Raw genomic sequence first — 25,735 nt, 5'->3', positions numbered from 1 at the left:
AATTTTAATCAGCGAGTCAGCTTGGGAAGAAATGACCTGCTTATTCGCACCTTCCTTAGCGAAATGGCATAGTTATTCAGGCGATAAAGCATGGCGTATGTGAATCATCTACTGACGTTTATTGAGAGTAATCCGGCGCTGGCGGTGGGATTTAACCTTATTCTGCTGCTGCTCTCCGGCATATTTGCCCACCTTTTATGCAAGTTCTTGCTGATTAAAGTGGTGCGTAAGGTCTTCTTTGGTAGCCATAAACAGGACGTGCCGCTGGAGAAGGATCGACGCATCGCCGAAAAGCTGTCCAATTTCATTCCGGTTATTATCGTCTATTACGTTCTGCAGTTTATGCCGGCGATGCCGGCATCGCTGGTGACGGCGATTAATACCGTCTGCGGGATCTTGTTTTTTATTTTTATGTCGGTGTTTTTCAACGAGATGCTGGATATTGTCAACAGCTCTTATCTGCGAAAAACCAAACGTAAAAATCATTCCATTAAGGGCTATATCCAGATAGGCAAAATCTTAGTTCACATCCTGGCGGCGATTATGATCCTCGCCGTGATGTCGAATAAATCGCCGATTATTATTATCTCCAGTTTGGGGGCGGTGGCGGCGGTGCTGATGATCGTGTTCCAGCATACCCTGCTGTCGCTGGTGGCGAACGTTCAGCTGTCGTCCAACGACGTGCTCCAGTTGGGGGACTGGATTGAAATGCCTGACAAGAACCTCAGCGGCGAGGTGACGGATATCGCGCTGCACACCATTACCATCCGCAACTGGGACAATACCATCTCCCGTATTCCCACCAAGAATTTCCTCACCGAGACCTATACCAACTGGCAGGCGATGTTCTCCTCCGGGGCGCGGCGGATCATGCGCAGTATCGCCATCGATCAGCACTCGGTGCGTTTTCTCGACCAGGAGATGCTCTCCTCGATGCTGGCCATCCGCGGGGTGAATGAGCCTTTGACCACGCTGCTTGACGGCCGGGATCCCGGCGGCGTGGCGGACCGCTGGTTTGTCGATAACGGCCTGACCAACCTGACTCTGTTTCGCCACTACCTGATGCACTATCTCGCCGAGCGGCCGGATATTATTAAGGAAATGTACATTGTGGCGAGAACGCTGAAACCGTCGCCGTCGGGTATCCCACTGGAGATTTACTGCTTCACCTCCTCGACGCTGTGGAAAGACTACGAAAACACCCAGTCGGCGATATTTGAGTACATTACCGCGGTGGCCGGGCAGTTCTCCCTGCGCCTCTATCAGTATCCCGCCGGGCACGATTTCTGGCGTCTCTCCCAGGAGCACGCCGCCCGGGCTGGCCTGCCGCCGTCGGCCGAAGGCTAAGCGCTGATCTGCTGGCGCCAGAGGGCAATCTCCTCTTCCAGCCAGGCGATGAACCGGGCGATTTCCGGCCGGTTCTCTGCCTGCGGGGAGACGGTCAGCCAGTAGTGCCAGGGGTAGGGGACGGTGACGGCGGTGAGCTGCACCAGCTCGCCGCGGGCTATGGCTCCCGCCACCAGCGAGCGCCGCTCCAGCGCCACGCCGGCCCCCAGGCGAACCGCCTCCAGCACCAGGTTGGAGTCGTTCAGGCGCAAGCCCGCGGGGACAATGGTCTTTTCCAGCCCCGCCTGGCTGCACCAGGCGTGCCACGACTCCATGGAAAAAACGATATCGCTGGCGGCGATCGCCTGCGGGGTGGTCGGCAGGTCGCCGCCGCGATAGTGCGGCGCGGCCACCACCAGCTGTTCATCGGCAAACAGATGCCGGCTTTCCATCCCCTCCCAGTCGCCTTGCCCCATGCGAATGGCCAAATCGATACCCTCCTGCTGCAGGTTGACTACCGCCAGGCTGGTCAGCAGGCGCACCGCGATCTGCGGATGTCGCGCCTGAAAGCGCGCCAGCCGCGGCAGCAGCCAGTGGCAGCCAAAGGAGGGGAGGGTCGCCAGGGTCAGTTCCATGGTGCGGGGTTTGATCTGCACCATCCGCGTGGCGTCGGCGATGTGCTGTAACGCCTCGCGGATTTGCAGGGCATAGAGCCGCCCCTCTTCCGTGATGCGCACCCCGCGGCCGTGGCGGACAAACAGTGAGACGCCGACCAGGGCTTCCAGCTGTTTGATGTGCTGGCTGACCGCCGAATGGGTCACGCTCATTTCGTGGGCGGCCTGCGTCACGCTGCCGAGGCGCGCCACCGCCTCAAAGCTGCGCAGGCTGGCGACAGGGGGAAAATCTGCCATGGTGATCTCTCAGTCAGTGAGTCGATACGTTAACGTTACTACCGGGTTAGCGGGTTTTATAGCCGCCGTGAACAGGCTGTCGAGGGGATGCAGGCTGTCTCAGTCGGTATAGCACAGGGGAGACCGGCGAACTACCCCGTGGCGCCAGTTTGTTAGTTTTCCTAACCATTGCGGTAAGCATCCCCTGATATTCGCGGGGCGGGTTTTCCAGTAAGGTAAGCCAGCAACCCCTTTATCGCAGGCAGGAGTGACGATGAAACTCATTGGTATGATGGATTCACCTTATGTAAGACGCGTGGCGGTTTCTCTGGCGCTCTATGGCGTGGAATTTGAGAGCCTGCCGCTATCGGTCTTTAGCGGCTTTGACGAATTCTCCCGTATTAATCCGGTGGTCAAGGCGCCGACGGTGATTCTTGATAACGGGACGCAGCTGATGGACTCCACGCTGATCCTCCATTATTTCGAAACGGCCAACCCCGCCGGGCGTCGGCTGCTTCCCGCTCATCCCGAGGCGCTGGCCCACGACCTGCACCTGCTGGGGGTGATCCTCGCCGCCAGTGAAAAAGCGGTCCAGCATGTTTATGAGCACCGTCTGCGGCCGGAAGAGAAGCAGCATCAGCCGTGGATAGCCCGGGTGACCGGCCAGCTGCTCGCCGCCTGTCGGGAATGGGACGCCCGGCTGGCAGACCGCGCTGTCGCCGCGCATCCGGACCAGGTGATGGTCACCAGCACGGTGGTCTGGTCCTTTATCCAGTTGATGATCCCGGCGGTGGTGCCGGCAGCGGAGTTTGCGCATATTCGCGTGCTGGCGCAGAAGGGGGAGGCGCTGCCGGCGTTTCAACAGTATCCTCTGGCTTAACGGCGGGGATGGAGAGGGGCGCCGCAGCGTGGCGCCCTGAAGCAGGAAAGGATCACCAGCAGACAAACCCGCCGTCGACCACCAGGTCTACGCCGGTGCAGAACGAGGCGGCGTCGCTGGCGAGGAACAGCGCCGGGCCGGCCATCTCTTCCACCTTCGCCATCCGCTGCATCGGCGTCTGGCTTTCAAACTCGCGGGTTTGGTGCACCATCTCCGGGCGGGTATTCATCGGCGTGGCGGTATATCCCGGGCTGATGGAATTGACGCGGATCCCTTTGGCCACCCACTCCATCGCCAGGCTTTTCGACAGATGGATCACGCCGGCTTTGGAGCAGTTGTAATGCGCCTGTTCGAGGCCGCGGTTAACGATAATCCCCGACATCGAGGCGATGTTGATAATCGACCCGCCGCCGGACTCCAGCATCAGCTCCGCTTCCGCTTTGCAGGAATTCCACACCCCGGTGAGATTGATATCGATCACCCGCTGCCATTGCTCGCTCTCCATCTCCAGCGCCGGATTGGCGTTGGCGATCCCGGCGGCGTTAACGGCGATGTCGAGGCGGCCAAAGCGGCTTTTGGCCAGCGCGACGGCGGCGCGCAGGTCGGCCAGCTGGCGGACATCGCCGGTGTAAGCGCAGGCCTGGCCACCAATGGATTCAATATGACTGACCGTTTCCGCCAGCCCGCCGTCGTCGCGAAGATCAAAACAGACCACCCGCGCGCCGGCGCTGGCGAGACTGCAGGCGATGGTCTGGCCAATGCCGCTGCCGGCGCCGGTGACAAAGGCGACGCGATCCCGCAGGCTAAACAGCTGTTGTGCAAAGTCTTTACCGATCATAATGATTATTCTCTTCAATATAGTGTCGAACATCGGGAGCCAGGCTTCCCGGTTGGCGGCGCGCCGCGCCTTAACCGGCTACCGTGCTCAGGACATAATCAAACCGCCATCGATGTTAATGGTCTGTCCGGTGAGATAGCGGGCGTCGTCGGAGGCGAGAAACGCCACCAGCCCGGCGACGTCTTCCGGCTTGCCGGCGCGCTTCATCGGAATGCCTTCGACCCACTCCGCCATGAGCTCGCCTTTGCCGTAGCGCTTCTGCTCGGTGCTGAGAATTTCGCCCCACACGCGGTCGTTGTAATCCCACATTTCGCTTTCAATAATGCCCGGGCAGAAGGCGTTGACGGTGATATTCCACGGCGCCAGCTCATGAGCCAGGCTTTGGGTAATGCCGATCACGCCCATCTTGCTGGCGGCATAGTGCGGGGTATAGATGAAGCCCTGGCGCCCCTGACCGGATGAGGTGTTGATCAGGCTGCCGTGATTCTGTTTCACCATATATTTGGCCGCCTCGCGGCAGCACAGCCAGACGCCGGTGGTGTTGACCGCCAGCACTTTCTCGAAATCGGATTTTGGCATCCGATCGTAGTAATCAATGGTGATCACCCCGGCGTTCTGAATGGAGACGTCAATGGTGCCGAAGCGGGCGGCGGCCTGCTCATACAGCCCCTGCACCTGGGCTTCGTCGGTGACATCGACCTGCAGCGATAAAATGTCCGCCTGATAGCGCTGACGCAGGGTTGCGGCGGTCTCATGAACGCGCTCGGCGTTGGAAACCATCACCAGGTTCGCGCCGTCGCGGGCGAAGCGCTCGGCAATACCCGCGCCGATGCCGCGGCAGGCGCCGGTGATCACCACCGTTTTGTTCTGGAAATCTCGTTGCATATGTTGTTCCCTTTCGCTGAGCCGGGCACCAGGCCCGGCGGAAGATATGAATCGTTGCCGGTTAGCTGGAGGTGGCGCCGTTGGGGGGGATGGCGGCCAGTTTCTCCTCATGGCGGCGCATCAGGATGACCTTGCTCTGCAGCTTCTGCTGGAACTGGTCGACGACCACGGCGGTGACGATCACCACGCCTTTAATCACCATCTGCCAGAAGTCGCTGACGCCCATCATCACCATGCCGTCGGCAAGGAAGACGATCACGAAGGCGCCGATAATCGAGCCGGTTACCCGACCACGGCCGCCGGCCAGCGCAGTGCCGCCGAGCACGGTGGCGCCGATGGCATCCATCTCAAACATGTTGCCGGTCATCGGGTGCGCGGTTTGCAGCTGTGATGCGACGATCAGGCCGACAAAGGCCGCGCACAGGCCGGAGAAGGCATAGACGAATATTTTCGCTTTCACGATCGGCACGCCGGCGAGGCGAGCGGCGGACTCGTTGCCGCCGATGGCGTAGATGTAGCGGCCAAGCGGCGTTTTGGTGGTCAGCCAGTAGCCCAGCACCAGGAAGCCGATCATCAGCCAGATCGGCAGATAGACGCCGAGCAGGGTGCCGGAGCCGAGGGTGGCGAAACCGGTGTTGCCCAGCGCTTCCATGCCGTTGAGATTCGGGTAGGTGCTCCCGTCGTTAAACAGCAGCGCGGAGCCGCGGGCGACGTACATCATGCCTAAGGTGCAGATAAACGGCGCCACGCCGAAGCGGGTGATCACCGCGCCGTTGACCAGACCGACCAGCACACCGAAGATCGCCACGCAGAGGATCACCTCCGGGACATTAAAGAAGAGGATATCGCCGTTCCACAGCGGCAGGCCGTTGGTCAGCAGCGCACCCGCCACCATGCCGCAGATCCCCGCCACCGCGCCGACGGACAAATCAATGCCGCCGGTGAGAATGACCAGCGTCATGCCGATGGCCAGCAGGCCGGTGATCGCCACGTGCTGGGTCATGATCAGCAGGTTAGAGGCGGTCAGGAAGTTGGGTACCATCACGCTGAAGAATGCGATCACCATCAGGAGGGCGATAAAGGTGCGGGCCTTCAGCAGGTACATATAAATCATATATTTCTGGTTCATGATGGATTCCAGCCTGATTAATCTTGAGGAGTTGAAGCCGCGATTAACTGTTCGCGGGTCACCGCGTGACGCGGTAGATCGACGGTAATGCGGCCATCGGCCATCACCAGGATGCGGTCGGCCAGGGCCATCACCTCATCCAGTTCAGAAGATGAAAACATCACCGCCAGCCCCTGCTGGGCCATTTTGCCGATCAGGTGGTAGACGTCGGTTTTCGCACCGACGTCGATGCCGCGCGTCGGTTCGTCGAGGAACACCACCTGCGGCTGGGTCATCAGCGCTTTACCCAGCACCACTTTTTGTTGATTGCCGCCGCTCAGCGAGGTGATGGGCAAATTGGCGTCGCTGACCTTGATCGCCAGCTGCTGGATCATCGCTTTCACGCAGGTCTCTTCTTTTTGCGGATTCAACCAGCGCCAGGCGCGGCGAAAACCCTGTAGGCTGAAATCAGAGAGCGTCATGTTGGCCTGAATCGACATCATCTGCACCACGCCTTCGCCCTGGCGGTCCTCCGGCACCAGCGCCAGCCCTTTTTTCAGACGCTGCTGAAAGCGTGCTTTGCCGATGCTTTCGCCATTGAGGTGCACCTCGCCGCGCTGGCAGGGCATCAGGCCCACCAGGCCTTTAAACAGCTCGGTGCGCCCGGCGCCCAGCAGGCCGTAAATACCGATCACTTCGCCTTTGCTGAGGGTGAAGGTAACGTCATTAAGTTTGTAGCCGCCGCTAGGATGCAGCGCGGTCAGCCCCTTGACGTCAAGCACTGCGTCGCCTTTTGGCGCCGGTTGATAATCAAAGTGTTTTTTCTTATCGCCGACCATCTGCTCGATGATCCACGGCACGCTGGCGTCGCTGACGTGACGCTCGCTGATAAAGCGGCCGTCGCGGAAAATGGTGATGTGGTCGCCGATCTCCATCAGCTCTTCGAGGCGATGCGAGATATAGATAATGGTCACGCCGCGGCGCTTAAGCTGCGCGATCACCTTGAATAGCACTTTCACCTCAGACTGGCTCAGCGCCGAGGTGGGTTCGTCCATGATCAGCACCCGGGTGTCTTTCGACAGCGCGCGAGCAATCTCGACTAATTGCTGGTGGCCGATACCGAGTTCGCCCAGCGGGGTGTAGGGATCGACATCCAGCTCCAGTCGCTCCAGCAGCGATTTGGCCAGCGCGTACTGATATTTTTCGTTGATGCGTCCTTTCTGAAAGAATTCATTTGCCATGAAGATGTTGTCCATCACATTCATATTGGGAAATAAATTCAGTTCCTGGAAAATAATGCTGATGCCGAATTTCTCTGCCTGATGGGTAGAGTTTAAAGTCACCGCCTCGCCATCGAGAATAATTTGCCCGGAGGAGGGTGTTTCCACACCGGCAAGCATTTTCATCATGGTGGATTTACCCGCACCATTTTCTCCGATCAGCACGTTGACCTTATTTCGATAGACCCGGTAATTGACATTATCCAGGGCGGTCACGCCGGGATAGACGCGCGACAGGCCGCGAGTTTCGATAATCACTTCAGACTCAACGGGCTGGGGAGCGACGAGATCGTGCGGCGCCATATTATTGCCCCCCCGCGTGAACGATTTTCGCCGGGGTAATTTCCGGGAGGGTTGGCGGAATATCCCACGCCGAGAAGACGCCGTACACATCCACGCTGTCGCCGGTTTTGACGTTGGCTGTCTGAATCATTTTGACCGCCTGGCTGTTGATATTCTTGCTGTACTCGCCGAACAGCACCTGGTCGTTAAAGTCCTGATAGCTGGCGCCGCTGTAGCCGTCGCGCAGCTGGGTGCCGCGCAGGGTGGGGCCAATTTGCACCGTCACATTGCCGACGCTGGCGTCGGACAGGGTCATCTTGCCGCTGCGCGAGGCGGTATCGAGCTTGCTGACAGTACCTGAAACCTTGACGTAGAAGATGCAGGGGTTTTCGTCCTGCGCGCGGTAGCCAAGGGCTTTGCAGGCGCTATCGATATCTTTTGCCGCCTTGAGCGCGCTCATCAGTTCCGCCGCCGGGCGCGCTTTCGCCACCACCTGGGGTACGATGCTCTGCTGCCAGGTTTTATCCATGTTCGCCATATGCGGGTTGGGCGGCGATTTCAGATCTGCCAGCTCCTGCTGCGAGACGATGCGACAGCCCCCAAGCGCCAGTACGGCCAGCGTCAGACAGGTTTTCTTAAACATAATGCTCTCCTCTGCGCCCCCGCGGGGGCGCAACCACCCGAACTCAGGACTTAATGTTGAAATCCTGGACTTTATCGGCGTTATCCTGGGTAATCAGAATGCCGCGGAACATCACGCGCTGTTTGGCCGGCTTTTCGCCTTTTTGCAGGTAATTATCCAGATCGGTGACGCCCTGAGCGGCGATGGCCTGCGCTTGGAGCATCACGGTCGCCTGCAGGGTGCCGGCTTTCACGGCGTCGCGCTCATCGTTGCTGCCGTCGATGCCGACGACGATCACATCGCTACGGTTGGCCGCTTTCAGCGCTGCAATCGCGCCGAGGGCGACCGGCCCGTTGCCGCAGATCACGCCTTTCACGTCCGGGTGAGCCTGCAGAATGCTGTCCATGATGCGCTTGCCGTCGATCAGGGTGCCTTTGGCATCCTGTTTCGCCACGCTGACCATATCCGGATACTGGTCAATGACCTGATGGAAAGATTTAGAACGGGTGACGCAGTTATTATCGGCGAGGTTGCAGGTCAGCTCGGCGTATTTGCCTTTCTCCGCCATCTTCTCGACGAAGACGTTGGCGACCTCGGAGCCGGCCTGGAAGTTATTGTGGGTAATTTGTTCCAGCGCCACATCATCAACCGGAATTTCACGGTTAATTAAGACCACCGGAATGCCGGCTTTTTTGGCCTTTTCAATGGCGGCGACGCTGGCGGTGGAGTCGGCGTTATCAAGAATAATGCCCTGCACCTTTTTACCAATGGCGGTGTCGATAAGCTCATTCTGCTTTTTGACATCTTCGCCATGCGACAGCACGGTGGTTTTATAGCCGAGCGCCTGGGCTTTTTCGCTGGCGCCTTTGGCTTCCGAGGCGTAATACGGGTTATCCAGCGAGTTGACCATGATCATAATGGTGCCTTTCTCCGCGGCGTGCGCGGCAAAGGAGAAGGCGGTCAGGATAGCAGCGGTTAAAAGGGTTATACGTAATTTCATGACTCTGTTCCTGTATTTTTATATTCGAACAAATGAGCCCCTGAGCGGGCAGGCTTTTACGGTCTGAAATTTCCCCTGATGTATTCGGGGATAGCGATATCGTTATGGGCCGGGTTTCTCCTGTGATAAGTGAATGCGTGTCGTCGCGCAGTCTGGCGTTCAGGCTGGCGAGTCCGGTTTCCATAATGTTCGGTCGACCGCATGGCGCCACTCCTGCCAGCGCGTTTGCAAGCGCTGGTGGCGGGCCATGTCGGGCTGAAAGGCGCTGTGTTCGGTTAAGAAGGCCTGCAGGTCGGCGGTCGACCCGGGATGGAGCGCTTTACGTGCCAGCAACGCCGCGCCGATGGCGGACAGCTCCGGCACGTCGCTGCGCATCACCGGGCAGCCGAGCAGATCGGCCTGGTATTGCATCAGCCAGTCATTGTTGGTCGGCCCGCCGTCCACCATCAGCGCCGTCAGGGTGAATTCCTCATGCTGACGCATCGCCACCACCACGTCGGCAATCTGATAGGTGATGGACTCCAGCGCCGCACGGATCAGATGCGCGCGTTTCACCCCGCGACTCAGGCCGCAGATCACGCCGCGGGCGCTATCGTCCCACCAGGGGGCGCCGAGACCGGTCAGCGCCGGCACGAAGTACACCCCGAGGGTCGAGTCGACGGAGGCGGGAAGGGTGTTCAGCTCATGGGCCAGCTCGGCGGCAGAGCGCTCGCTCAGACCGGTGCTGTCCGCCATCCAGGCGACGGCATCGCCGGTGTGGGGAATATTACCTTCCAGCCCCCACACCAGCTGATCGCCATCGTGCCAGGCGACAGTGGTCGCCAGCGCCTCGATATCGCACTGCGCCGATTTGACCGGCGCCATCACCGATGAGCCGGTGCCGTAGGTGGCTTTCACGCAGCCCGCTTCGCCGAGCGCGTGGCCGAACAGCGCCGCGTGGGAGTCGCCGATCATCGCCATAATGGGAATACCGTCTGGAATAGCGGCCAGCCCTTTGGTATGGCCGAAGAGGCCGCTCGACGGTTTAATGTCCGGCAACGCCGCGCGCGGAATGCCGAACAGCGCTAGCATCTCGTCGTCCCACTCGCCGCGGTGCAGATTCAACAACTGGGTGCGGGCGGCATTGGAGTAGTCGCAGCAGAAGGCTTCTCCGGCGGTCAGATTCCACAGCAGCCAGCTGTCGATGGTGCCGAGGCAAATCTCGCCGCGTTCGGCGCGCAGGCGGCCATCGGCAGTCGCATCCAGCAGCCAGCGCATTTTGGAGGCCGAGAATAGCGGGGCGATCGGCAGGCCGGTGGCCTGTTTAATACGCTGTTCCTGACGATCGTGACGCAGCGTGTCGCAGAACGCGGCGCTGCGGGTGCATTGCCAGGTAATGGCTGCGTTAATCGGTTCGCCGCTGTCGCGATACCAGCCGATGGCGGTTTCCCGCTGGTTGCTGATGGCCAGCGCGGCGACGTTTTCCGCGCCGACGTGGGCCACCGCGCTGGCGATCACCGCCAGCGAGGCGGCCACCAGCGCCTCGCCCGACTGCTCCACCCAGCCGTCGCGCGGCGTTTGGAGCGCCAGCGGCTGCGAGAATTTGACGATAACCTTGCCCCGGCTATCCAGCACCACCGCTTTGGCGTTGGTGGTGCCTTCATCCAGGGCGATGATGAACTCTTTTGCTGTCGCCTGCATCGTGCTCTCCTCGGTCACCCGGTGTCCTGGAACAGCGGAGACGGGATATCTTCCACCGTCTCATGCGTTTACGCAGGCCATGATGTGACATTTCGTTATCATCTTCTTAATCACTGAATATATATTCGATAGTGATTATTTATTTGATACCTTAAGCCACAAACCCGGTGACGGGCTACCGGAAAAATCATCAATTGTGCTGGCAATCACATTTCGCCGATCGGCGAAAGCGGCGGCAGGCGACTGGAGTGGTAGATTAACTCATTGAATTTCAATGCATTAAATGAGGCGGCCCTGAGGCTAAAAAAGCGCGTCAGGGCGGCAGAGAGGAAAAACAGCGCGGCAGGTTAGTCGCTGACCAGCATGCGGGCGGTAGGATAATCGGTGATTAAAACGTCAATGTAGCCGCCGGTGAGGGCGCCTTTGATGGCCGCGACTTTGTCAGTGCCGCCGGCCAGCGCGACCACATTCGGGCATTTTTTGACCTTCTCCAGCGCCATGCCGATCACCGGATCTTCATCATCGCGTAACACCGGATGGCCGTTTTTGTCGTAGTAGTGCAGGCAGATATCGCCCACCGCGCCGCGCGCCGCCAGCACCTGCAGCATATCTTCGTGATAGTAGTTCCCGGAGGTTTTCAGCAGCTGGGAGGGTTCGAGAATGCCGATGCCGACGATGGCGATATCCACCTCGTCAAAGCGCGACACTACGTCCGCGACGTCTTTGCTGGCCAGCAGCCGGTTGCGCTCCTCCATGGATCCCTCAATGCTCTGCGACGGCAGCAGCCAGGCGTCGCAGTTCAGGCGCTGGGCGAGGGTCTGGGTAAGAATCGTCGCCTGCACGTTACCGTTGGGCCCGACGCCGCCGAGCAGCTGGATCACGCCGCTGGCCTTCAGGTTCTGCGCATGAACTTCATCGACCATCGCGCGAATGGTTGAGCTCCAGGAGGAGACGCCAATCAGATCTTTTGGCCGCAGACGGGTTTCCAGGTAGTGGGCGGCGGCGGAGCCAATCGCCCGCTTAATGGTGTGATCGCTGGCCTCTTCCTCGGTATCCACCACCACCGCCTGCTTAAGACCGTAGCGATCCTCAAGCCCTTTTTCGAGCTTCAGAAAAATGTTTGACGGCTGTACGACGCTGATTTTGACGACGCCCTCTTTCTGGCAGCGGGTAATGGCGCGGGAGACAAATGACTGTGAGAGCGAGAGAAGTTGGGCGATATCAGACTGCTTTCGTCCTTCCAGGTAGTAAAGCGTGGCAATCTTAACCAATAGCCGTTGTTCATCCTGCTTAGCCATATTAATCCTCGAAAATCATTTATCGCCTGTGTTCAGGCGCTTAGCGGCAGCCATTTTATTTAGGGTATAGAGGCTTCTATCATACGCGAAAAAAAATCACACTTAAGTGTGACAGGCATCTAACTTTTGCCAATCCTCAAAATCGACTATGGACAAAAACAAGACAGCCAGGTCATAATCGAATAAAGAATCATAATTGAATATATATTCAAGGCGATTTCGAGTCAACGTGTTTTCCGGGCTAAGTCCGGAGCGGGAGGCAGAATGTTCCTGAGTAGGGCGCTGTGGCAGAAGGCTTACCACCCGGCATAGGGATATCTGGTTTTTTTAGTCCTTGCTGGAATAAATATTCCATGATGAAAATAAATTCAGAGGTGTGAAATGAATCCCTACAGATTTGATATTCAGACGCTGGAGCGTAAAGCCCGCGCGGTGCGGCGCCACATTGTGCGCTTAAACGCCAATAGTCCGGCCGGCGGCCACACCGGGGCCGACCTCTCGCAGGTCGAATTGTTAACCGCACTCTATTTCCGCGTTCTCAACGTCGCGCCGGATCGGCTCGACGACCCGCAGCGCGATATCTATATCCAGTCGAAAGGCCACGCGGTGGGCTGCTACTACTGCGTCCTGGCGGAGGCCGGCTTCTTCCCGGTCGAGTGGCTGGAGACCTACCAGCATGCTAATTCTCATCTCCCGGGCCACCCGGTGCGGCAGAAAACGCCGGGTATTGAGCTGAACACCGGCGCGCTGGGCCACGGTTTGCCTGTTGCGGTGGGGCTGGCGCTGGCCGCGAAGAAAAGCAACAGCACCCGCCGCATTTTTTTGATCACTGGCGACGGCGAACTGGCGGAAGGCAGCAACTGGGAAGCCGCTCTGGCAGCGGCGCATTACGGTCTGGATAACCTGGTCATTATTAATGATAAGAACAATCTCCAGCTGGCCGGGCCGACGCGCGAAATCATGAATACCGATCCGCTGGCCGACAAATGGCGCGCCTTCGGCATGGCGGTCAGCGAATGCCAGGGGAACGACATGGCCTCGGTGGTCGCAGCCATCGAGGGGCTGCAGCAGAAGGGTAAACCAAACGTCATTATTGCCAACACCACGAAAGGCGCGGGGATCTCCTTTATCCAGGGGCGCCCGGAGTGGCACCACCGGGTGCCGAAAGGTGAAGAGATCGCTCTGGCGCTGGAGGAACTGAAAGATGAGTAATGCAGAACACCTGGCTAACGTCATGGTCGAGGCCTTTATCGCCGCCGTGGAAAGCGGTGTCGATCTGGTGCCGGTGGTGGCCGACTCCACGTCGACGGCCAAAATCGCCCCCTTTATTAAGCAGTTTCCCGGCCGGCTGGTGAACGTCGGCATCGCTGAGCAGAGTATGGTCGGCACCGCCGCTGGTCTGGCGCTGGGCGGCAAAGTGGCGGTGACCTGTAACGCCGCGCCGTTTCTCATTTCGCGGGCCAATGAGCAAATCAAAGTGGATGTCTGTTACAACAACACCAACGTGAAGCTGTTTGGCCTTAACGCCGGAGCCAGCTACGGTCCGCTGGCCAGCACCCACCATGCGATTGACGATCTGGCGGTGATGCGCGGCTTCGGCAATATCCAGATCTTCGCCCCCTCCACGCCGCGCGAATGTCGGCAGATTATCGACTATGCCCTTGCTTATCAGGGCCCGGTCTATATTCGCCTCGATGGCAAGGCGCTGCCGGAGCTGCTTGACGAGTCGTATCGCTTTGTTCCCGGCGCCGTGCTGACCCTGCGCGAAGGCAAGGACGTCGCGCTGGTGGCCACCGGTTCGACGGTGCATGAGGTGGTGGAGGCAGCGCAGCAGCTTGCCGACCTCGGCGTTCAGGCGAAAGTGGTCAGCGTGCCGTCGATCCGCCCCTGCGATACCGCGGCGCTGCTGGCGGCGCTTCGGCCGTGCGGCTCGGTGATCACCGTCGAAGAGCATAACGTCAACGGCGGTCTGGGCAGCCTGGTGGCGGAGGTGCTGGCGGAAGCAGGCGTGGGCATGACTCTACAGCGCTTGGGGATCCCGGACGGGGAGTACGCCGCCGCCGCCGATCGCGGCTGGATGCGCCAGTACCACGGGTTTGATGCCGCCGCCATCGTCGCCCGGGTGCAAAACAGGGGCTGATGGTCTGAACGCCCGTCGCGTGAAGCGCGCGGGCGTTTACTGCTGCAATGCGCAAAGCGTGATGACCTGCTCCTCCGACGCGGTCCAGTGCAGCGGATAGCGTTGCCCCGCAAACCGCAGCGCTACGGTGCTTGCCGTTACCTCCACGATCTGAAAGTCGTCGAACCCCAGCGCGCGCTGGCTTGCCGTCGGCGTCGCCTTAAACCCACTCTCTTTCGCCGAAAACGCCAGCGTCAGCGCCAGCGGGAAGGGCAGGCCGCTGTGTAACAGCACCTTTTTTTCCACCTCGTTGATAATGCTGCTCTCCAGCTCCGCCGCCAGCGGTGGCGTAAACCGGCGCTCGATATCGACCCCCACCGGCCGGTCAGTCACTACCGCCAGCGCGCGCTGGCCGCAGTGGCTGATGCTGCCGAACCAGGGCGCGGGCCATAGCGGCTGGCGCCGATCGCCGATGGCGGGAGGCTGTTTTTCCCCGACCTCGCGCAGGGCGTAGACCGCGGCGATGCGCCCGGCCAGGTGCTCCGCCTGCCGCTTGCGGCCCCAGCCGCTCAGGCTGGCGTGGTAGGGCAGCCACAACAGATCTTCAGGCTGGAAAGTCGCCGGGTCGAAATCGATCTGCTGCAGCGTATAGCCGGCCAGCGGCAGGGTGGCGTGATGGATGCGCATAGGGCAAGAATACCGTGGTTGTCCCCGCCCTTTGTCCTGCAAGGGCGGGGCAGGGAGAACCCGCTATCAGAAGTGGGTGTTGACGCTCAGGTACCAGGTGCGGCCCGATTCGTTGTAGGTCTCGGCGCCGGCGCCGTACATCGTGCCGGTGGCACCCCCGGTGGTCTGGGCGTTGCCCGCGCGCCAGTGGCGCTTGTCGAAGACGTTATCCACGCCGCCGGTCAGACTAACGTATTTGGTGACGTCCCAGGTCGCGCTCAGGCCGAGGATGCTGTAGGGGCTGACCTCGTTCTTCTCGCTGCCGGTAACCGGTTGACCCTTATAGTTGTACTTCTTCGGCTCCTGTTTGCCGTACCAGGTAAAGGTCGATTGCAGCGAAACATCATCGCGTACCTGCCAGCTCAGCGTGGAGTTTAGCGTGTATTCCGGGATAATCGACAGACGATCGCCGGTCTCTTTGTTCTTACTCTGCAGCATATAGGTGATGTTGTTGGTCCAGTTGACGGTCTCGCTCACCGGGACGTTGAGCGTGCCCTCCAGGCCCTCCACTACCGCTTTCGGCACGTTTTCCCACTGGTAGAGATCGGTACCTTTACCGTTTTGATAGACCGGAGCATAGCCTGCCTCAATCTTGTTGCGGTAATCGTTGCGGAACCAGGTCACGCCCGCCAGCCAGCCGTCGCGTTTAAACTCAAGGCCAATCTCTTTGTTGATGCTGGTCTCGGCTTTTAAATCTTCATTCCCCTGCAGATAGCAGCCGTCTTTGCTGGCGTAGCAGCCCTGGCCTTTGCTGTAGAGAATGTAGTTCGGGTTGGTCTGATACAGGCTCGGCGCTTTATAGGCGCGGGCGATGCCCATCTTCAGCGTGAAGTCGTCCCACAGCCCTTGGGACAGGTTAAGGGACGGACTCCAGTTGTTGCCGACGATGCTGTGGTGATCGAAACGCAGCGCCGGGGTCAGCATGGTGGTGTCGGTCAGCTCCATGTTGTTCTCAGCAAACAGGGAGAAGATCTCCGCCTGCGAGTACGGGCTGCGGCCGGTGCTGTCGTAGCCCGGAATTTCTCCTCCCGACAGCGCCTGGGTATTGGAGGCATTATCCTTCATCCGCTGCTGGTTCCACTCGCTGCCCAGCGTCAGGTTCTGATTAACCAGATAGTCGAACGGGATGCTGACTTCGCTGTGCAGCATCACATCCGCCAGATCGATATCGGTGAACTGGTTGCTGTTGAAGATCCCCTCGGTACCCCCGGCCAGACCTTCGCCTTTGCGCGAGTTGCGGGTGCGTTCGTACTGCGCCCAGTTGCTGGTGGTCACGCCGTTGTCCCAGGCGCCGTTCCAGGTGACCGAGTAGGTGTTGCGGTACAGACGGTTGGTCTCTTTGCCGTAGTTCTCTTTCACCAGGTCGTTGGAGTTGGTGTTCTGAGTGTCGCCGGCATAGAGGTTCCCCTGGCGGCTGTAGCCGGCCTCAAACTCCAGCGACTGCATCGGGGCGAATTCCCAGCGCACCAGACCATCGATGTTTTTATTTTTTACCCCTTCGCGCCCGGCCGGCAGGGTGTCGGCATAGATCCCGGTGCGTTCGGACTGATGACCCTGGTTGATGTCCCAGGCGTCGGCCTGCGTTTTGTCGAGGTTACCGAACAGGCGGAAGCTGAAATCGCCGCCCAGCGGGCCGCTGAGGCTGAAGTTGGTGCGCTTGGTGGAGCCTTCGTCTTTGTGCTCCGGGGCGTTCATATAGGTGTTCCAGGAGCCGTGCCACTCATCGCCGGTTTTTTTGGTGATGATATTCACCACGCCGCCGGCGGCGCCGTTACCGTAGCGGGCGGCGGCCGGGCCGCGAATCACTTCGATGCGTTCGATCATCTCCGGCGGCACCCAGCTGGTGTCGCCGCGGGTGTCGCGCTCGCCGCGCCAGCCGAGACGCACAGAGTTGCGGCTGGTGACCGGCTTGCCGTCGATCAGGATCAGGGTGTTTTCCGGGCCCATGCCGCGGATATCAATCTGGCGGTTATTGCCGCGCTGGCCGCTGGTGGAGTTGCCGGTCAGGTTGACCCCCGGCATGGTGCGAATGATCTCCGAGACGTCGCGCGCCGGCGGACGCTTGCGGATTTCATCGGCGGTGATGGTGGAGACGCCCGGCGCCTGCAGGTTCTGCTCGGCGGCGGTGACCACCATGGTCTCTTCCGCGGCGCTGTTTTTATCGTCGGTGGCGGTTTCCGCTGCGCTTAACGGAAAAGCAACCCCGTAAATTCCCAGATTGACCAGCAAGGCCAGGGATTTGATCCTGTTATTCATTTTTATTCCTGCTTTTTTGTCGCCACGTTCCCCAAACGCCCCTTCCCACCGGGAGGGGAGGCGGCATAAATGTTGCCGGAAGAGGGCAAAGGCACTCCGTCGCTAGCTGAATAAGCTCTCTTCGACATGTGTTGTGAAAGACGCGCTTCCCACGGCGCGCTAATACGCTATTGCAAATGCAAATAGTTATCAATAATATTATCAATAAAGAATGACAATTAATTAAAAAAGTCACGCGATACATAGGGTTAATGACAGAATGTTAACGACAGGAAGCGAGGAGTGGTGGCGAACCCTGCAGGGTCCGCAGTCCCGGGCGGTGGATGACGCCATCGAGGTGACGTTCTGGTGGCGGGATCCGGCAGGGGATGAAACGCGTTCTCCGCGCCGTCGGGTATGGCTCTATATCACCGGCGTGACCGACCACCATCAGAATGCGCGGCCGCAATCGCTGCAACGTCTGCCCGGGACCGACGCCTGGTGCTGGCGAACCACGCTGTCGCCGACCTGGCGCGGCAGCTACTGCTTTATTCCCTCCGACCGTGACGATGATTTTTCCCCTGAGGTGTTCAGCGCTGATAAGCCGGACCGCGCGCTGCTGCGCGAAGGCTGGCGCAAACTGCTGCCGCGGGCGATAGCCGATCCGCTGAACCCGCACAGCTGGCGGGGTGGACGCGGCCATGGGGTCTCGGCTCTGGAGATGCCGCAGGCGCCGGCGCAGCCCGGCTGGGACCAGCTTAATGCAGCGCATCCTCCCGCCCATTGCCTTGAGTGGCGCAGCGCGCGTCTGGGCAACCATCGCCGGGTCTGGATCTACACCCCCGGCGAGGCCGTCGATCCGCAAACACGGCCGCTGGCGATCCTGCTTGACGGCCAGTTCTGGGCCGAAAGCATGCCGGTGTGGTCGCCACTGGCCGCGCTGACCCGCGAGGGGAGACTGCCGCCGGCGGTCTACCTGCTGATCGACGCGATCGATAACCAGCGCCGCGGGGTTGAGCTGCCCTGTCATCGCGATTTCTGGCTGGCGGTGCAGGAGGAGCTCCTGCCCCTGGTCCGCGGCCATGCCCCGTTCAGCGACCGCCCGGATCGGACGGTGGTGGCCGGGCAAAGCTTCGGCGGCCTGGCGGCGATGTTCGCCGCCCTCAACTGGCCGCAGCGCTTTGGCTGCGTACTCAGCCAGTCAGGCTCCTACTGGTGGCCGCATCGCGATGGCCGCGGGGAGGGCTTTATCGGCGAACGTCTGCGCCAGGGCGAGGCGTCCGCGGCCGGGCTGCGCATCTGGCTGGAGGCGGGCCAGCGTGAACCGATTATTTTTCGCGCCAACCAGGCGCTGCTGGCGCAACTCACCACCACGCAGCAGACAATTTTCTGGCGTCAGGTTGACGGCGGGCATGATGCGCTCTGCTGGCGCGGCGGGCTGACGGCAGGGCTTATTCAGCTCTGGCAGCCTCTGCTGTCGCCCCCTTAGCACAGCGCTTTACGACAGGAGTTTGATATGCAATTCAGTAACCCCTTCGACAATCCGCAAGGGCAGTTTTACATTCTGCGCAATGATGAGCAGCAGTACAGCCTGTGGCCGGGGCACTGCGCGCTGCCTGCCGGCTGGACGGTAGTGTGCCCTCCGCAGTCGGTTGAGGCGTGCAACGCCTGGCTGGCGGCTAACTGGCCGACACTGACCCCCGCTCATCATGCGGCATAAGGAGCTGACCATGACCACTCGTTTACCGCTGGTTGCCGCGCAGCCGGGGATCTGGATGGCCGAGCGCCTCTCCACTCTGCCTGGCGCCTGGAGCGTGGCCCACTATGTTGAACTGCGCGGCGCGCTCGACCCCGCGCTGCTGGGTAAGGCGATTGTCGCCGGTCTGCAGCAGGCAGACACCCTCAGCCTGCGCTTTGAGGAACAGGAGGGGGAAGTCTGGCAGTGGGTAGCGGCGGAGCGCACCTTTGCCGAACCGCCCATCATTGACCTGCGTACGACGCCGGATCCGCATCGTGCCGCCACGGAGCGGATGCAGGCGGATCTGGCGCAGGATCTGCGCGTCGACGGCGGTAACCCGCTGGTGTGCCATCAGCTGCTGCGCGTCGGCGACGACCGCTGGTACTGGTATCAGCGTTATCACCATTTGCTGGTGGATGGCTTTAGCTTCCCGGCGATAACCCGGCAGATCGCCGCCATCTACCGCGCCTGGCAGCGCGGGGAAGCCACTCCTGAGTCGCCTTTCACCTCCTTCGCCGAGGTGGTGGACGAGTACCAGCGCTACGCCGGCAGCGAGGCCTGGCAGCGGGATAAAGCTTTCTGGCAGGCCCAGCGCCAGGCGTTACCGGCTCCCGCCTCACTCTCTGCCGCGCCGCTGGGCGGACGCGCCGCCGGGAGCGATATCTGGCGGATGAAGCTGGAGATGAACGCCGACGCCTTCCGCCGCCTGGCCAGCCATGTGCCGCAGTGTCAGCCCGCTGATCTGGCGCTGGCGCTCACCACGCTGTGGCTGGGCCGCCTGTGCAACCGGATGGACTACGCGGCGGGCTTTATCTTTATGCGCCGGATGGGCTCAGCGGCGCTGACCTCGACGGGGCCGGTGCTCAATGTCCTGCCTCTGGCGGTGCATATTGACGCCCAGGAGACGCTGGCGGACCTGGCGATGCGCCTCGCCGCTCAGCTGAAAAAGATGCGCCGCCATCAGCGCTATGACGCCGAGCAGATCGTCCGCGACAGCGGCAAAGCGGCAGGGGACGAACCGCTGTTTGGCCCGGTGCTGAACGTCAAAGTCTTTGATTACCTACTGGATATCGACGGCGTCGAGACGGTGACCCATACTCTCGCCACCGGCCCGGTCAACGATCTTGAGCTGGCGCTGTTCCCCGATGAGACCGGCGGGCTGTCGCTGGAGATCCTCGCCAACAAGGCCCGGTATGATGAAGCCGAGCTGCGTCGCCACATGGCGCGACTGACCGCGCTGCTGGTGCAGTTTGCCGCCGATCCGACGCTGCGCTGCGGCGACGCGGAGATGCTCTCCGCCGACGAGCTGACCCGCCTGGCGGCGGTCAACGATACCGCTATGCCGCTGCCCGCCACCACCCTCAGCGCGCTGGTGGCCGACCAGGCGCGGAAGACCCCTGATGCCCCAGCGCTGGCGGATGCTAACTGGCAGTTCAGCTATCGCGAGATGCGTCAGCAGGTGGTGGCGCTCGCGCAGCTGCTGCGTCAACGCGGCGTGAAGCCGGGCGACAGCGTGGCGGTGGCCCTGCCGCGCTCGGTGTTCCTGACCCTGGCGCTGCACGGCATTGTCGAAGCGGGGGCCGCCTGGCTGCCGCTGGACACCGGCTACCCGGACGACCGTCTGCGGATGATGCTGGAAGACGCCCGGCCGTCGCTGCTGATCGCCTCGGAGGATCAGCTGGCCCGCTTCAACGATATCCCCGGGCTGGAGAGCCTCTGCTACCAGCAGCCGCTGGCCGTTGCGGATGACGCGCCGCTGGCGCTGTCAAAACCGGACCATACCGCCTACATCATCTTTACCTCGGGCTCCACCGGGCGGCCGAAAGGGGTGATGGTCGGCCAGACCGCCATCGTCAACCGCCTGCTGTGGATGCAGGATCGCTATCCGTTATCTGCCGACGACGTGGTGGCGCAGAAAACGCCGTGCAGTTTTGACGTTTCGGTGTGGGAGTTCTGGTGGCCGTTTATCGCCGGCGCGCGGCTGGTGATGGCCGAGCCGGAGGCGCACCGCGACCCGCAGGCGATGCAGCAGTTCTTCGCCCACTACGGCGTGACCACCACCCACTTTGTGCCGTCGATGCTGGCGGCGTTTGTCGCCTCGCTGGATGCCGACAGCGTCGCCGCCTGCCGCACGCTGCGGCGGGTATTCTGCAGCGGCGAAGCGCTGCCGACGGACTTGTGCCGCGAGTGGGAGCGCTTGACCGGCGCGCCGCTGCATAACCTGTACGGCCCGACGGAAGCGGCGGTGGACGTCAGCTGGTATCCGGCCTGCGGGCCTGAGCTGGCGGCGGTGACCGGCAGCAGCGTGCCGATTGGCTGGCCGGTATGGAACACCGGGCTGCGCATTCTGGATGCCGCGATGCGCCCGGTGCCGCCGGGGGTGGCGGGGGATCTTTATCTCACCGGCATTCAGCTGGCGCAGGGCTATCTGGGGCGTCCGGACCTCACCGCCAGCCGCTTTATCGCCGACCCGTTTGCCCCCGGCGAGCGGATGTATCGGACCGGCGACGTGGCGCGCTGGTTGGCGAACGGCGCGGTGGAGTATCTTGGCCGCAGCGACGATCAGCTGAAGATCCGCGGGCAGCGCATCGAGCTTGGCGAGATTGACCGGGCGATGTCGGCCCTGCCGGACGTGGCGCAGGCGGTGAGTCACGCCTGCGTCTTCAACCAGGCGGCGGCGACCGGCGGTGATGCCCGGCAGCTGGTGGGCTATCTGGTCTCTGACTCCGGCCTGCCGCTGGATACCGCGGCGCTGAAAGCGCGGCTGGCGGAACAGCTGCCGCCGCATATGGTGCCGGTGGTGCTGATGCAGCTCGCTGACCTACCGCTCAGCGCTAATGGCAAACTGGATCGCAAAGCGCTGCCGCTGCCGACCCTCGGCGGCGAGCGCAGCGGCCGGCCGCCGGAGCCCGGCATGGAAACTCTTGTCGCCGCCGCCTTCAGTCAGCTGCTGGGCTGCGAGGTGAATGATATCGACGCTGATTTCTTTGCCCTCGGCGGCCATTCGCTGCTGGCGATGCGCCTGGCGGCACAGCTTAGCCGCCAGCTGGCGCGACAGGTGACCCCGGGGCAGGTGATGGTGGCCTCGACGGTGGGCAAACTGAGCGCGCTGCTGGCGGCCGATCTCAGCGATGAGCAGGCTCAGCGCCTGGGGCTGGATACGCTTCTGCCGCTGCGCGAGAGCGACGGTCCGACGCTGTTCTGCTTCCATCCGGCCTCCGGCTTCGCCTGGCAGTTCAGCGTGCTGGCGCGCTATCTCAGCCCGCGCTGGTCAATTACCGGTATTCAGTCGCCGCGCCCGCAGGGGCCGATGGCCAGCGCCGCCAGCCTCGACGAGGTCTGCGAGCATCATCTGCAAACGCTGTTGGCGCAGCAGCCGCACGGCCCTTATTACCTGTTCGGGTATTCGCTGGGCGGCACCTTAGCCCAGGGCATTGCCGCCCGCTTGCGCCAGCGCGGCGAAGCGGTGGCCTTCCTCGGCCTGCTGGATACCTGGCCGCCGGAGACGCAAAACTGGGCGGAGAAAGAGGCTAACGGGCTGGATCCGGCTGTGCTGGCGGAGATTGCCCGCGAGCGCGAAGCGTTTCTTGCCGCCCAGCAGGGGCAAGCCTCCGGCGAGCTGTTCAGCGCCATCGAAGCCAACTATGCCGATGCGGTACGGCTGTTAACCACCGCGCACAGCGCGAAGTTTGACGGCAAGGCGACGCTGTTCGTGGCGGAGAAGACGCGGCAGGCGGGGATGGATCCGCAGGTCGTATGGGGCCCATGGGTGGGCGAGCTGGAGGTGTTCAGCCAGAACTGCGCCCACGTCGACATTATCTCCCCGCAGGCCTTTGAAGCCATCGGCCCGGTGGTCAAGGAGATTCTGGGATAACGGTTGAGTTCGGGCTACAGCAGGTAGCCCGGCTCAGGGTAGCGCAAGCCGGGGAAAGGGAGAATTACCGGCGCCCCAGCGGCACCACCAGCGGCGTATGCGCCACCGGATCCTCAATGATCGTGCAGCGCAGGCCGTAAATTCGTTCAATCAGTTCCGCCGTGACGATCTCCTTCGGCGCCCCCTCGGCGACGATCTTGCCGTCGCGCAGGGCGATCAGGTGGGTGGCGTAGCGGCAGGCCTGGTTAAGATCGTGCAGCACCGCCGCCAGGGTATAGCCCTTCTCGCGATTCAGCTCGCTCAACAGCTCCAGCAGGTCGATCTGATGGCTGATGTCCAGCCAGGTGGTCGGCTCATCCAACAGCATAATCTCTGTCTCCTGGGCCAGCACCATCGCAATCCACGCCCGCTGGCGCTGGCCGCCGGAGAGCGTATCGACGCTCTGCAGCGCCAGGTCGCTGATTCCGGTAGCCCGCATCGCGTTGTTTACCGCCGCTTCATCTTCTTTGCGCCAACGGGTGAACAGCGGCTGGTGCGGGTAGCGCCCGCGGGCCACCAGCTCCTGCACCGTGATATCGCCAGGAGTGGTGGCATTCTGCGCCAGCAGTCCGATGCGGCGGGCAACCTCTTTCGTGGCATATTGCTGGATCTGCGCGCCGTCGAGCCAGACATGGCCGCTGGCCGGCGCCATCAGGCGGCTGAGGGTGCGCAGCAGCGTCGATTTGCCGCAGCCGTTGGGGCCGATAATGGCGGTGAAGTGGCCGTCAGGGATGGTCACGTTCAGCGACTCGGCGATAGTCTTGTTCCCGTAGGCCAGGGTTAACTTCTCGCCGCGCAAACGGGAGGGGACAGCACTCATTTTTTGCGGGACTCCTGAATCAACAAAGCAATAAGGTAAATACCGCCGAGGCTGACGGTTAGCACGCCCACCGGCAGTTGCCAGGGCATAAACAGCCGCTGGGCGCCGTAATCGGCCAGCGCCAGCAGCAGCGCGCCGCACAGGGCAGACTGGGTTAATCCCCAGCGGGTCGTGCCGCTCAGGCGGCGGGCGATATGCGGCGCCACCAGCGCGATAAATGAGATTGGCCCGGCCAGCGCCGTCGAGGCGGCGGTGAGCACCACTGCCACCAGCATCAGCAGCAGGCGCGAGCGTTCGACCTGCACCCCCAGCGCGCAGGCGGTATCGTCGCCCATCTCCAGCAGCCGCATCCGGCGAACCAGCAGGGCGCTGCCCACCAGCATCAACAGGATCAGCGGCGCTGACGGCCAGGTTTTACCCCACGTCAGGCCATTAAGCGATCCGGCGTTCCACAGGCCCGCAGAAAGGGCGGTCTCCAGCGAGGCGCGCAGCAGCAGCCAGGTGTTGAATGCCACCAGCATGGCGCGCACGCCGATGCCGATAATGATCAGGCGGAAGGTCTCGATCCCGTTGCGCCAGGCCAGCAGCCAGACCACCAGCGAGGTCAGCACCCCGCCGGCCATCGCCGCCAGGGCGATCGCCGTCAGGTTCTGGCCGAAGAGCACCATCGCCACCAGCACGCCGCTCCAGGCGCCGGTGTTAAAGCCCATCACGTCCGGGCTGCCGAGCGGGTTACGGGTCAGCGACTGGAAAATGGCGCCGCTGACGCCGAGTGCGGCGCCGATGAGCAGCGCCATTAACACCCGCGGCAGCCGCCATTCGTTTACCACCATCGTGACGTTGCGCGGCGCGTCGCCGAACAGCGCCGAGAACACCTGGTCAATCGTTAGCGGCACCGGGCCTTGCGCCAGCCCGAGCAGGGAAATCAGCAGGCTGGCGGCCATTAGCAGCAGACAGCTGGCTATCAGGCGGCGGGACGGGGCAATCACAGGCCACCTCCCCGCGGCTGGCGGCGCACCAGCCAGATCAGCACCGGCGCGCCGAGAAAGGCGCTCACCACCGATACCCGCAGTTCGCCGGGCACCAGCAGGCGGCCAATCACGTCGGCAAACAGCAGCAGCGCCGGGGTGGCGAGCAGGGTGACCGGCAGCGACCAGCGATGATCGGCCCCCACCAGCCAGCGCGCCATATGCGGCATCATCAGACCGATAAAGGCGATAGGGCCGACGACGGCGGTGGCGCTGCCGCACAGGACGGTGATAACGATCAGGCCGATCAACTGGGTGCGGGCGACGCGGCTGCCGAGGGCGGTGGCGGTATCGTTGCCGAGGCTCAGGCTGTTAAGCGCCCGGCTCAGCAGCAGGGCGGCGATCCCCGCCATCACCACCGGCAGCAGGACAATTTTCAGCGTCTGCAGGGTGCGGATATCCAGCGAACCGGCCTGCCAGAAGCGCAGCTGATCGTAGACGTCGGGGTTGAGCAGGGCGATGCCGTTGGACAGCCCTTCCAGCACCGCCGCAAGGGCGACCCCGGCGAGGGTGAGGCGCACCGGGCTCAGCTGGCCGCCGCCCTGGCTGCCGGTGAAAGCCACCAGCAGCGAGGCGCAGAGCGCGCCGCAAAACGCCAGCAGCAGCTGCTCCTGTGGAGAGGTGATCCCGAACAGCGCCGCGCCGAGGACGATGGCGAAGCTGGCGCCGGAGTTGACCCCCAGCAGGCCGGGGTCGGCCAGCGGGTTACGGGTGAGCGTCTGCATCAGCGCGCCGGCGAGACCGAGGGCGATGCCCGCCAGCAGACCGGCCAGGGTGCGCGGCAGGCGCGCATCCAGCACGATGGTGCAGTCGGCGCTTTGACAGGTTCCGCTAAAGGCGGTGAATACCGTGCCGATCGGCAACGATTTGGCGCCGATGGTCAGGCTAAGCGCGGCGGCTAAGGCGAGTAGTAGCAACAATCCGGGCACGGCGACAGAGCGTACCGCGGTCGTAGAAAACGACATAACTGACATCCCTGATATGATAATGATAGTAATTATCGTTATCGATTTTATTCAGCTATGGTAGCATGACCCACAGGAAAAAGGGTATTAAAAATAACGACA

At 61.8% G+C, this 25,735-nt stretch carries 21 protein-coding genes and 1 pseudogene; 8 read left to right on the top strand and 14 right to left on the bottom strand.

All coding sequences use genetic code 11. From position 1 onward, the window contains the following. Positions 1–90: 90 nt before the first annotated feature. Both ABLU50_RS09035 and ABLU50_RS09030 read left to right on the top strand, forming a co-directional pair. Positions 91–511: pseudogene (locus ABLU50_RS09035) on the top strand (hypothetical protein). Further along, a complete protein-coding gene (locus ABLU50_RS09030; protein ID WP_276418254.1) occupies positions 412–1,347 on the top strand; it encodes a mechanosensitive ion channel domain-containing protein in 936 nt (311 codons plus the stop codon). The pseudogene ABLU50_RS09035 and the gene ABLU50_RS09030 overlap by 100 nt, the downstream one beginning before the upstream one ends. On the opposite strand, the gene ABLU50_RS09025 is transcribed toward ABLU50_RS09030, so the two are convergent. After that, positions 1,344–2,237, bottom strand: coding sequence for a LysR substrate-binding domain-containing protein (locus ABLU50_RS09025; protein WP_004885684.1), 894 nt, complete (start codon positions 2,235–2,237; stop codon positions 1,344–1,346). The genes ABLU50_RS09030 and ABLU50_RS09025 overlap by 4 nt on opposite strands. A gap of 253 nt (positions 2,238–2,490) precedes the next feature. Between ABLU50_RS09025 and ABLU50_RS09020 the strand changes: the two genes are divergently transcribed. Then, complete coding sequence (locus ABLU50_RS09020) at positions 2,491–3,096, top strand: glutathione S-transferase (protein ID WP_087832408.1); 606 nt, start codon at positions 2,491–2,493, stop codon at positions 3,094–3,096. A 52-nt stretch (positions 3,097–3,148) separates the two neighbouring features. Here ABLU50_RS09020 and ABLU50_RS09015 read toward each other — a convergent pair whose 3' ends face one another. The 8 genes from ABLU50_RS09015 to ABLU50_RS08980 all read right to left on the bottom strand — a co-directional run bounded on the left by ABLU50_RS09015 (position 3,149) and on the right by ABLU50_RS08980 (position 12,089). Then, a complete protein-coding gene (locus tag ABLU50_RS09015; RefSeq protein ID WP_087832409.1) occupies positions 3,149–3,934 on the bottom strand; it encodes an SDR family oxidoreductase in 786 nt (261 codons plus the stop codon). Between the two features lie 87 nt (positions 3,935–4,021). Continuing rightward, positions 4,022–4,819 (bottom strand): SDR family oxidoreductase, encoded by a 798-nt coding sequence (locus ABLU50_RS09010; RefSeq protein ID WP_087832410.1) that lies wholly within the window; start codon positions 4,817–4,819, stop codon positions 4,022–4,024. Between the two features lie 61 nt (positions 4,820–4,880). Next, entirely contained in the window at positions 4,881–5,948 is a 1,068-nt protein-coding gene (locus ABLU50_RS09005; protein WP_087832411.1) for an ABC transporter permease, read from the bottom strand. 17 nt (positions 5,949–5,965) lie between these two features. Beyond that, complete coding sequence (locus ABLU50_RS09000) at positions 5,966–7,510, bottom strand: sugar ABC transporter ATP-binding protein (RefSeq protein ID WP_087832412.1); 1,545 nt, start codon at positions 7,508–7,510, stop codon at positions 5,966–5,968. Position 7,511: 1 nt separating this feature from the next. Further along, a complete protein-coding gene (locus tag ABLU50_RS08995; RefSeq protein WP_017899045.1) occupies positions 7,512–8,132 on the bottom strand; it encodes a DUF2291 domain-containing protein in 621 nt (206 codons plus the stop codon). 43 nt (positions 8,133–8,175) lie between these two features. Next, a complete protein-coding gene (locus tag ABLU50_RS08990; protein WP_087832413.1) occupies positions 8,176–9,111 on the bottom strand; it encodes a D-ribose ABC transporter substrate-binding protein in 936 nt (311 codons plus the stop codon). 159 nt (positions 9,112–9,270) lie between these two features. Then, a complete protein-coding gene (locus tag ABLU50_RS08985; RefSeq protein ID WP_064182979.1) occupies positions 9,271–10,791 on the bottom strand; it encodes an FGGY-family carbohydrate kinase in 1,521 nt (506 codons plus the stop codon). Positions 10,792–11,138: 347 nt separating this feature from the next. Beyond that, entirely contained in the window at positions 11,139–12,089 is a 951-nt protein-coding gene (locus ABLU50_RS08980) for a sugar-binding transcriptional regulator (protein WP_002893602.1), read from the bottom strand. 381 nt (positions 12,090–12,470) lie between these two features. Between ABLU50_RS08980 and ABLU50_RS08975 the strand changes: the two genes are divergently transcribed. Together ABLU50_RS08975 and ABLU50_RS08970 are read left to right on the top strand one after the other, a co-directional pair. After that, a complete protein-coding gene (locus ABLU50_RS08975; protein WP_017899047.1) occupies positions 12,471–13,301 on the top strand; it encodes a transketolase in 831 nt (276 codons plus the stop codon). After that, positions 13,294–14,229 (top strand): transketolase C-terminal domain-containing protein, encoded by a 936-nt coding sequence (locus ABLU50_RS08970; RefSeq protein ID WP_065878906.1) that lies wholly within the window; start codon positions 13,294–13,296, stop codon positions 14,227–14,229. The genes ABLU50_RS08975 and ABLU50_RS08970 overlap by 8 nt, the downstream gene beginning before the upstream one ends. A 36-nt stretch (positions 14,230–14,265) precedes the next feature. On the opposite strand, the gene entD is transcribed toward ABLU50_RS08970, so the two are convergent. Beyond that, a complete protein-coding gene (gene entD / locus ABLU50_RS08965; RefSeq protein WP_048294361.1) occupies positions 14,266–14,895 on the bottom strand; it encodes an enterobactin synthase subunit EntD in 630 nt (209 codons plus the stop codon). A gap of 66 nt (positions 14,896–14,961) precedes the next feature. Then, positions 14,962–17,190, bottom strand: coding sequence for a siderophore enterobactin receptor FepA (gene fepA, locus ABLU50_RS08960; protein WP_017899050.1), 2,229 nt, complete (start codon positions 17,188–17,190; stop codon positions 14,962–14,964). Between the two features lie 259 nt (positions 17,191–17,449). On the opposite strand from fepA, the gene fes reads away from it, so the two are divergent. Genes fes through entF form a run of 3 tightly spaced genes read left to right on the top strand, consistent with a single transcriptional unit; the run spans position 17,450 to position 22,781 of the window. Beyond that, the gene (fes, locus tag ABLU50_RS08955; RefSeq protein WP_049004478.1) at positions 17,450–18,658 is read left to right on the top strand and encodes an enterochelin esterase; all 1,209 of its coding nucleotides are present in this window, start codon (positions 17,450–17,452) and stop codon (positions 18,656–18,658) included. Between the two features lie 27 nt (positions 18,659–18,685). Next, positions 18,686–18,889, top strand: a complete 204-nt coding sequence (locus ABLU50_RS08950; RefSeq protein ID WP_087832414.1) for an MbtH family NRPS accessory protein — start codon at positions 18,686–18,688, stop codon at positions 18,887–18,889. Positions 18,890–18,899: 10 nt separating this feature from the next. Next, positions 18,900–22,781, top strand: coding sequence for an enterobactin non-ribosomal peptide synthetase EntF (gene entF / locus ABLU50_RS08945; protein ID WP_087832415.1), 3,882 nt, complete (start codon positions 18,900–18,902; stop codon positions 22,779–22,781). 64 nt (positions 22,782–22,845) lie between these two features. Here entF and fepC read toward each other — a convergent pair whose 3' ends face one another. Genes fepC through fepD form a run of 3 tightly spaced genes read right to left on the bottom strand, consistent with a single transcriptional unit; the run spans position 22,846 to position 25,633 of the window. After that, on the bottom strand, positions 22,846–23,640 hold the full coding sequence (gene fepC / locus ABLU50_RS08940; RefSeq protein ID WP_087832416.1) for an iron-enterobactin ABC transporter ATP-binding protein: 795 nt from the start codon (positions 23,638–23,640) through the stop codon (positions 22,846–22,848). Further along, positions 23,637–24,629 (bottom strand): iron-enterobactin ABC transporter permease, encoded by a 993-nt coding sequence (gene fepG / locus ABLU50_RS08935; RefSeq protein ID WP_176391526.1) that lies wholly within the window; start codon positions 24,627–24,629, stop codon positions 23,637–23,639. The genes fepC and fepG overlap by 4 nt, the downstream gene beginning before the upstream one ends. Beyond that, a complete protein-coding gene (gene fepD, locus ABLU50_RS08930; protein WP_060876223.1) occupies positions 24,626–25,633 on the bottom strand; it encodes a Fe(3+)-siderophore ABC transporter permease in 1,008 nt (335 codons plus the stop codon). The genes fepG and fepD overlap by 4 nt, the downstream gene beginning before the upstream one ends. Positions 25,634–25,735: the final 102 nt, after the last annotated feature.

It is taken from the genome of Klebsiella sp. GG_Kp173 (assembly GCF_040062415.1).
In the GTDB taxonomy this organism is placed as follows: Bacteria; Pseudomonadota; Gammaproteobacteria; order Enterobacterales; family Enterobacteriaceae; genus Klebsiella; species Klebsiella quasipneumoniae.
The sequence above is the reverse complement of the archived record's forward strand: the minus strand, read 5'-3'. Positions and strand labels throughout refer to the sequence as shown.

Coding starts and splice junctions, on each gene's coding strand:
- ABLU50_RS08995 (WP_017899045.1), bottom strand. CDS start 8,132: ATGTTTAAGAAAACCTGTCTGACGCTGGCCGTACTGGCGCTTGGGGGC.
- ABLU50_RS09010 (WP_087832410.1), bottom strand. CDS start 4,819: ATGCAACGAGATTTCCAGAACAAAACGGTGGTGATCACCGGCGCCTGC.
- entD (WP_048294361.1), bottom strand. CDS start 14,895: ATGCGCATCCATCACGCCACCCTGCCGCTGGCCGGCTATACGCTGCAG.
- fepC (WP_087832416.1), bottom strand. CDS start 23,640: ATGAGTGCTGTCCCCTCCCGTTTGCGCGGCGAGAAGTTAACCCTGGCC.
- ABLU50_RS08990 (WP_087832413.1), bottom strand. CDS start 9,111: ATGAAATTACGTATAACCCTTTTAACCGCTGCTATCCTGACCGCCTTC.
- entF (WP_087832415.1), top strand. CDS start 18,900: ATGACCACTCGTTTACCGCTGGTTGCCGCGCAGCCGGGGATCTGGATG.
- ABLU50_RS09015 (WP_087832409.1), bottom strand. CDS start 3,934: ATGATCGGTAAAGACTTTGCACAACAGCTGTTTAGCCTGCGGGATCGC.
- ABLU50_RS08985 (WP_064182979.1), bottom strand. CDS start 10,791: ATGCAGGCGACAGCAAAAGAGTTCATCATCGCCCTGGATGAAGGCACC.
- ABLU50_RS08980 (WP_002893602.1), bottom strand. CDS start 12,089: ATGGCTAAGCAGGATGAACAACGGCTATTGGTTAAGATTGCCACGCTT.
- ABLU50_RS09005 (WP_087832411.1), bottom strand. CDS start 5,948: ATGAACCAGAAATATATGATTTATATGTACCTGCTGAAGGCCCGCACC.
- fes (WP_049004478.1), top strand. CDS start 17,450: ATGTTAACGACAGGAAGCGAGGAGTGGTGGCGAACCCTGCAGGGTCCG.
- fepD (WP_060876223.1), bottom strand. CDS start 25,633: ATGTCGTTTTCTACGACCGCGGTACGCTCTGTCGCCGTGCCCGGATTG.
- fepA (WP_017899050.1), bottom strand. CDS start 17,190: ATGAATAACAGGATCAAATCCCTGGCCTTGCTGGTCAATCTGGGAATT.
- ABLU50_RS09030 (WP_276418254.1), top strand. CDS start 412: ATGTCGGTGTTTTTCAACGAGATGCTGGATATTGTCAACAGCTCTTAT.
- ABLU50_RS08970 (WP_065878906.1), top strand. CDS start 13,294: ATGAGTAATGCAGAACACCTGGCTAACGTCATGGTCGAGGCCTTTATC.
- ABLU50_RS09025 (WP_004885684.1), bottom strand. CDS start 2,237: ATGGCAGATTTTCCCCCTGTCGCCAGCCTGCGCAGCTTTGAGGCGGTG.
- ABLU50_RS08950 (WP_087832414.1), top strand. CDS start 18,686: ATGCAATTCAGTAACCCCTTCGACAATCCGCAAGGGCAGTTTTACATT.
- ABLU50_RS09000 (WP_087832412.1), bottom strand. CDS start 7,510: ATGGCGCCGCACGATCTCGTCGCTCCCCAGCCCGTTGAGTCTGAAGTG.
- ABLU50_RS08975 (WP_017899047.1), top strand. CDS start 12,471: ATGAATCCCTACAGATTTGATATTCAGACGCTGGAGCGTAAAGCCCGC.
- ABLU50_RS09020 (WP_087832408.1), top strand. CDS start 2,491: ATGAAACTCATTGGTATGATGGATTCACCTTATGTAAGACGCGTGGCG.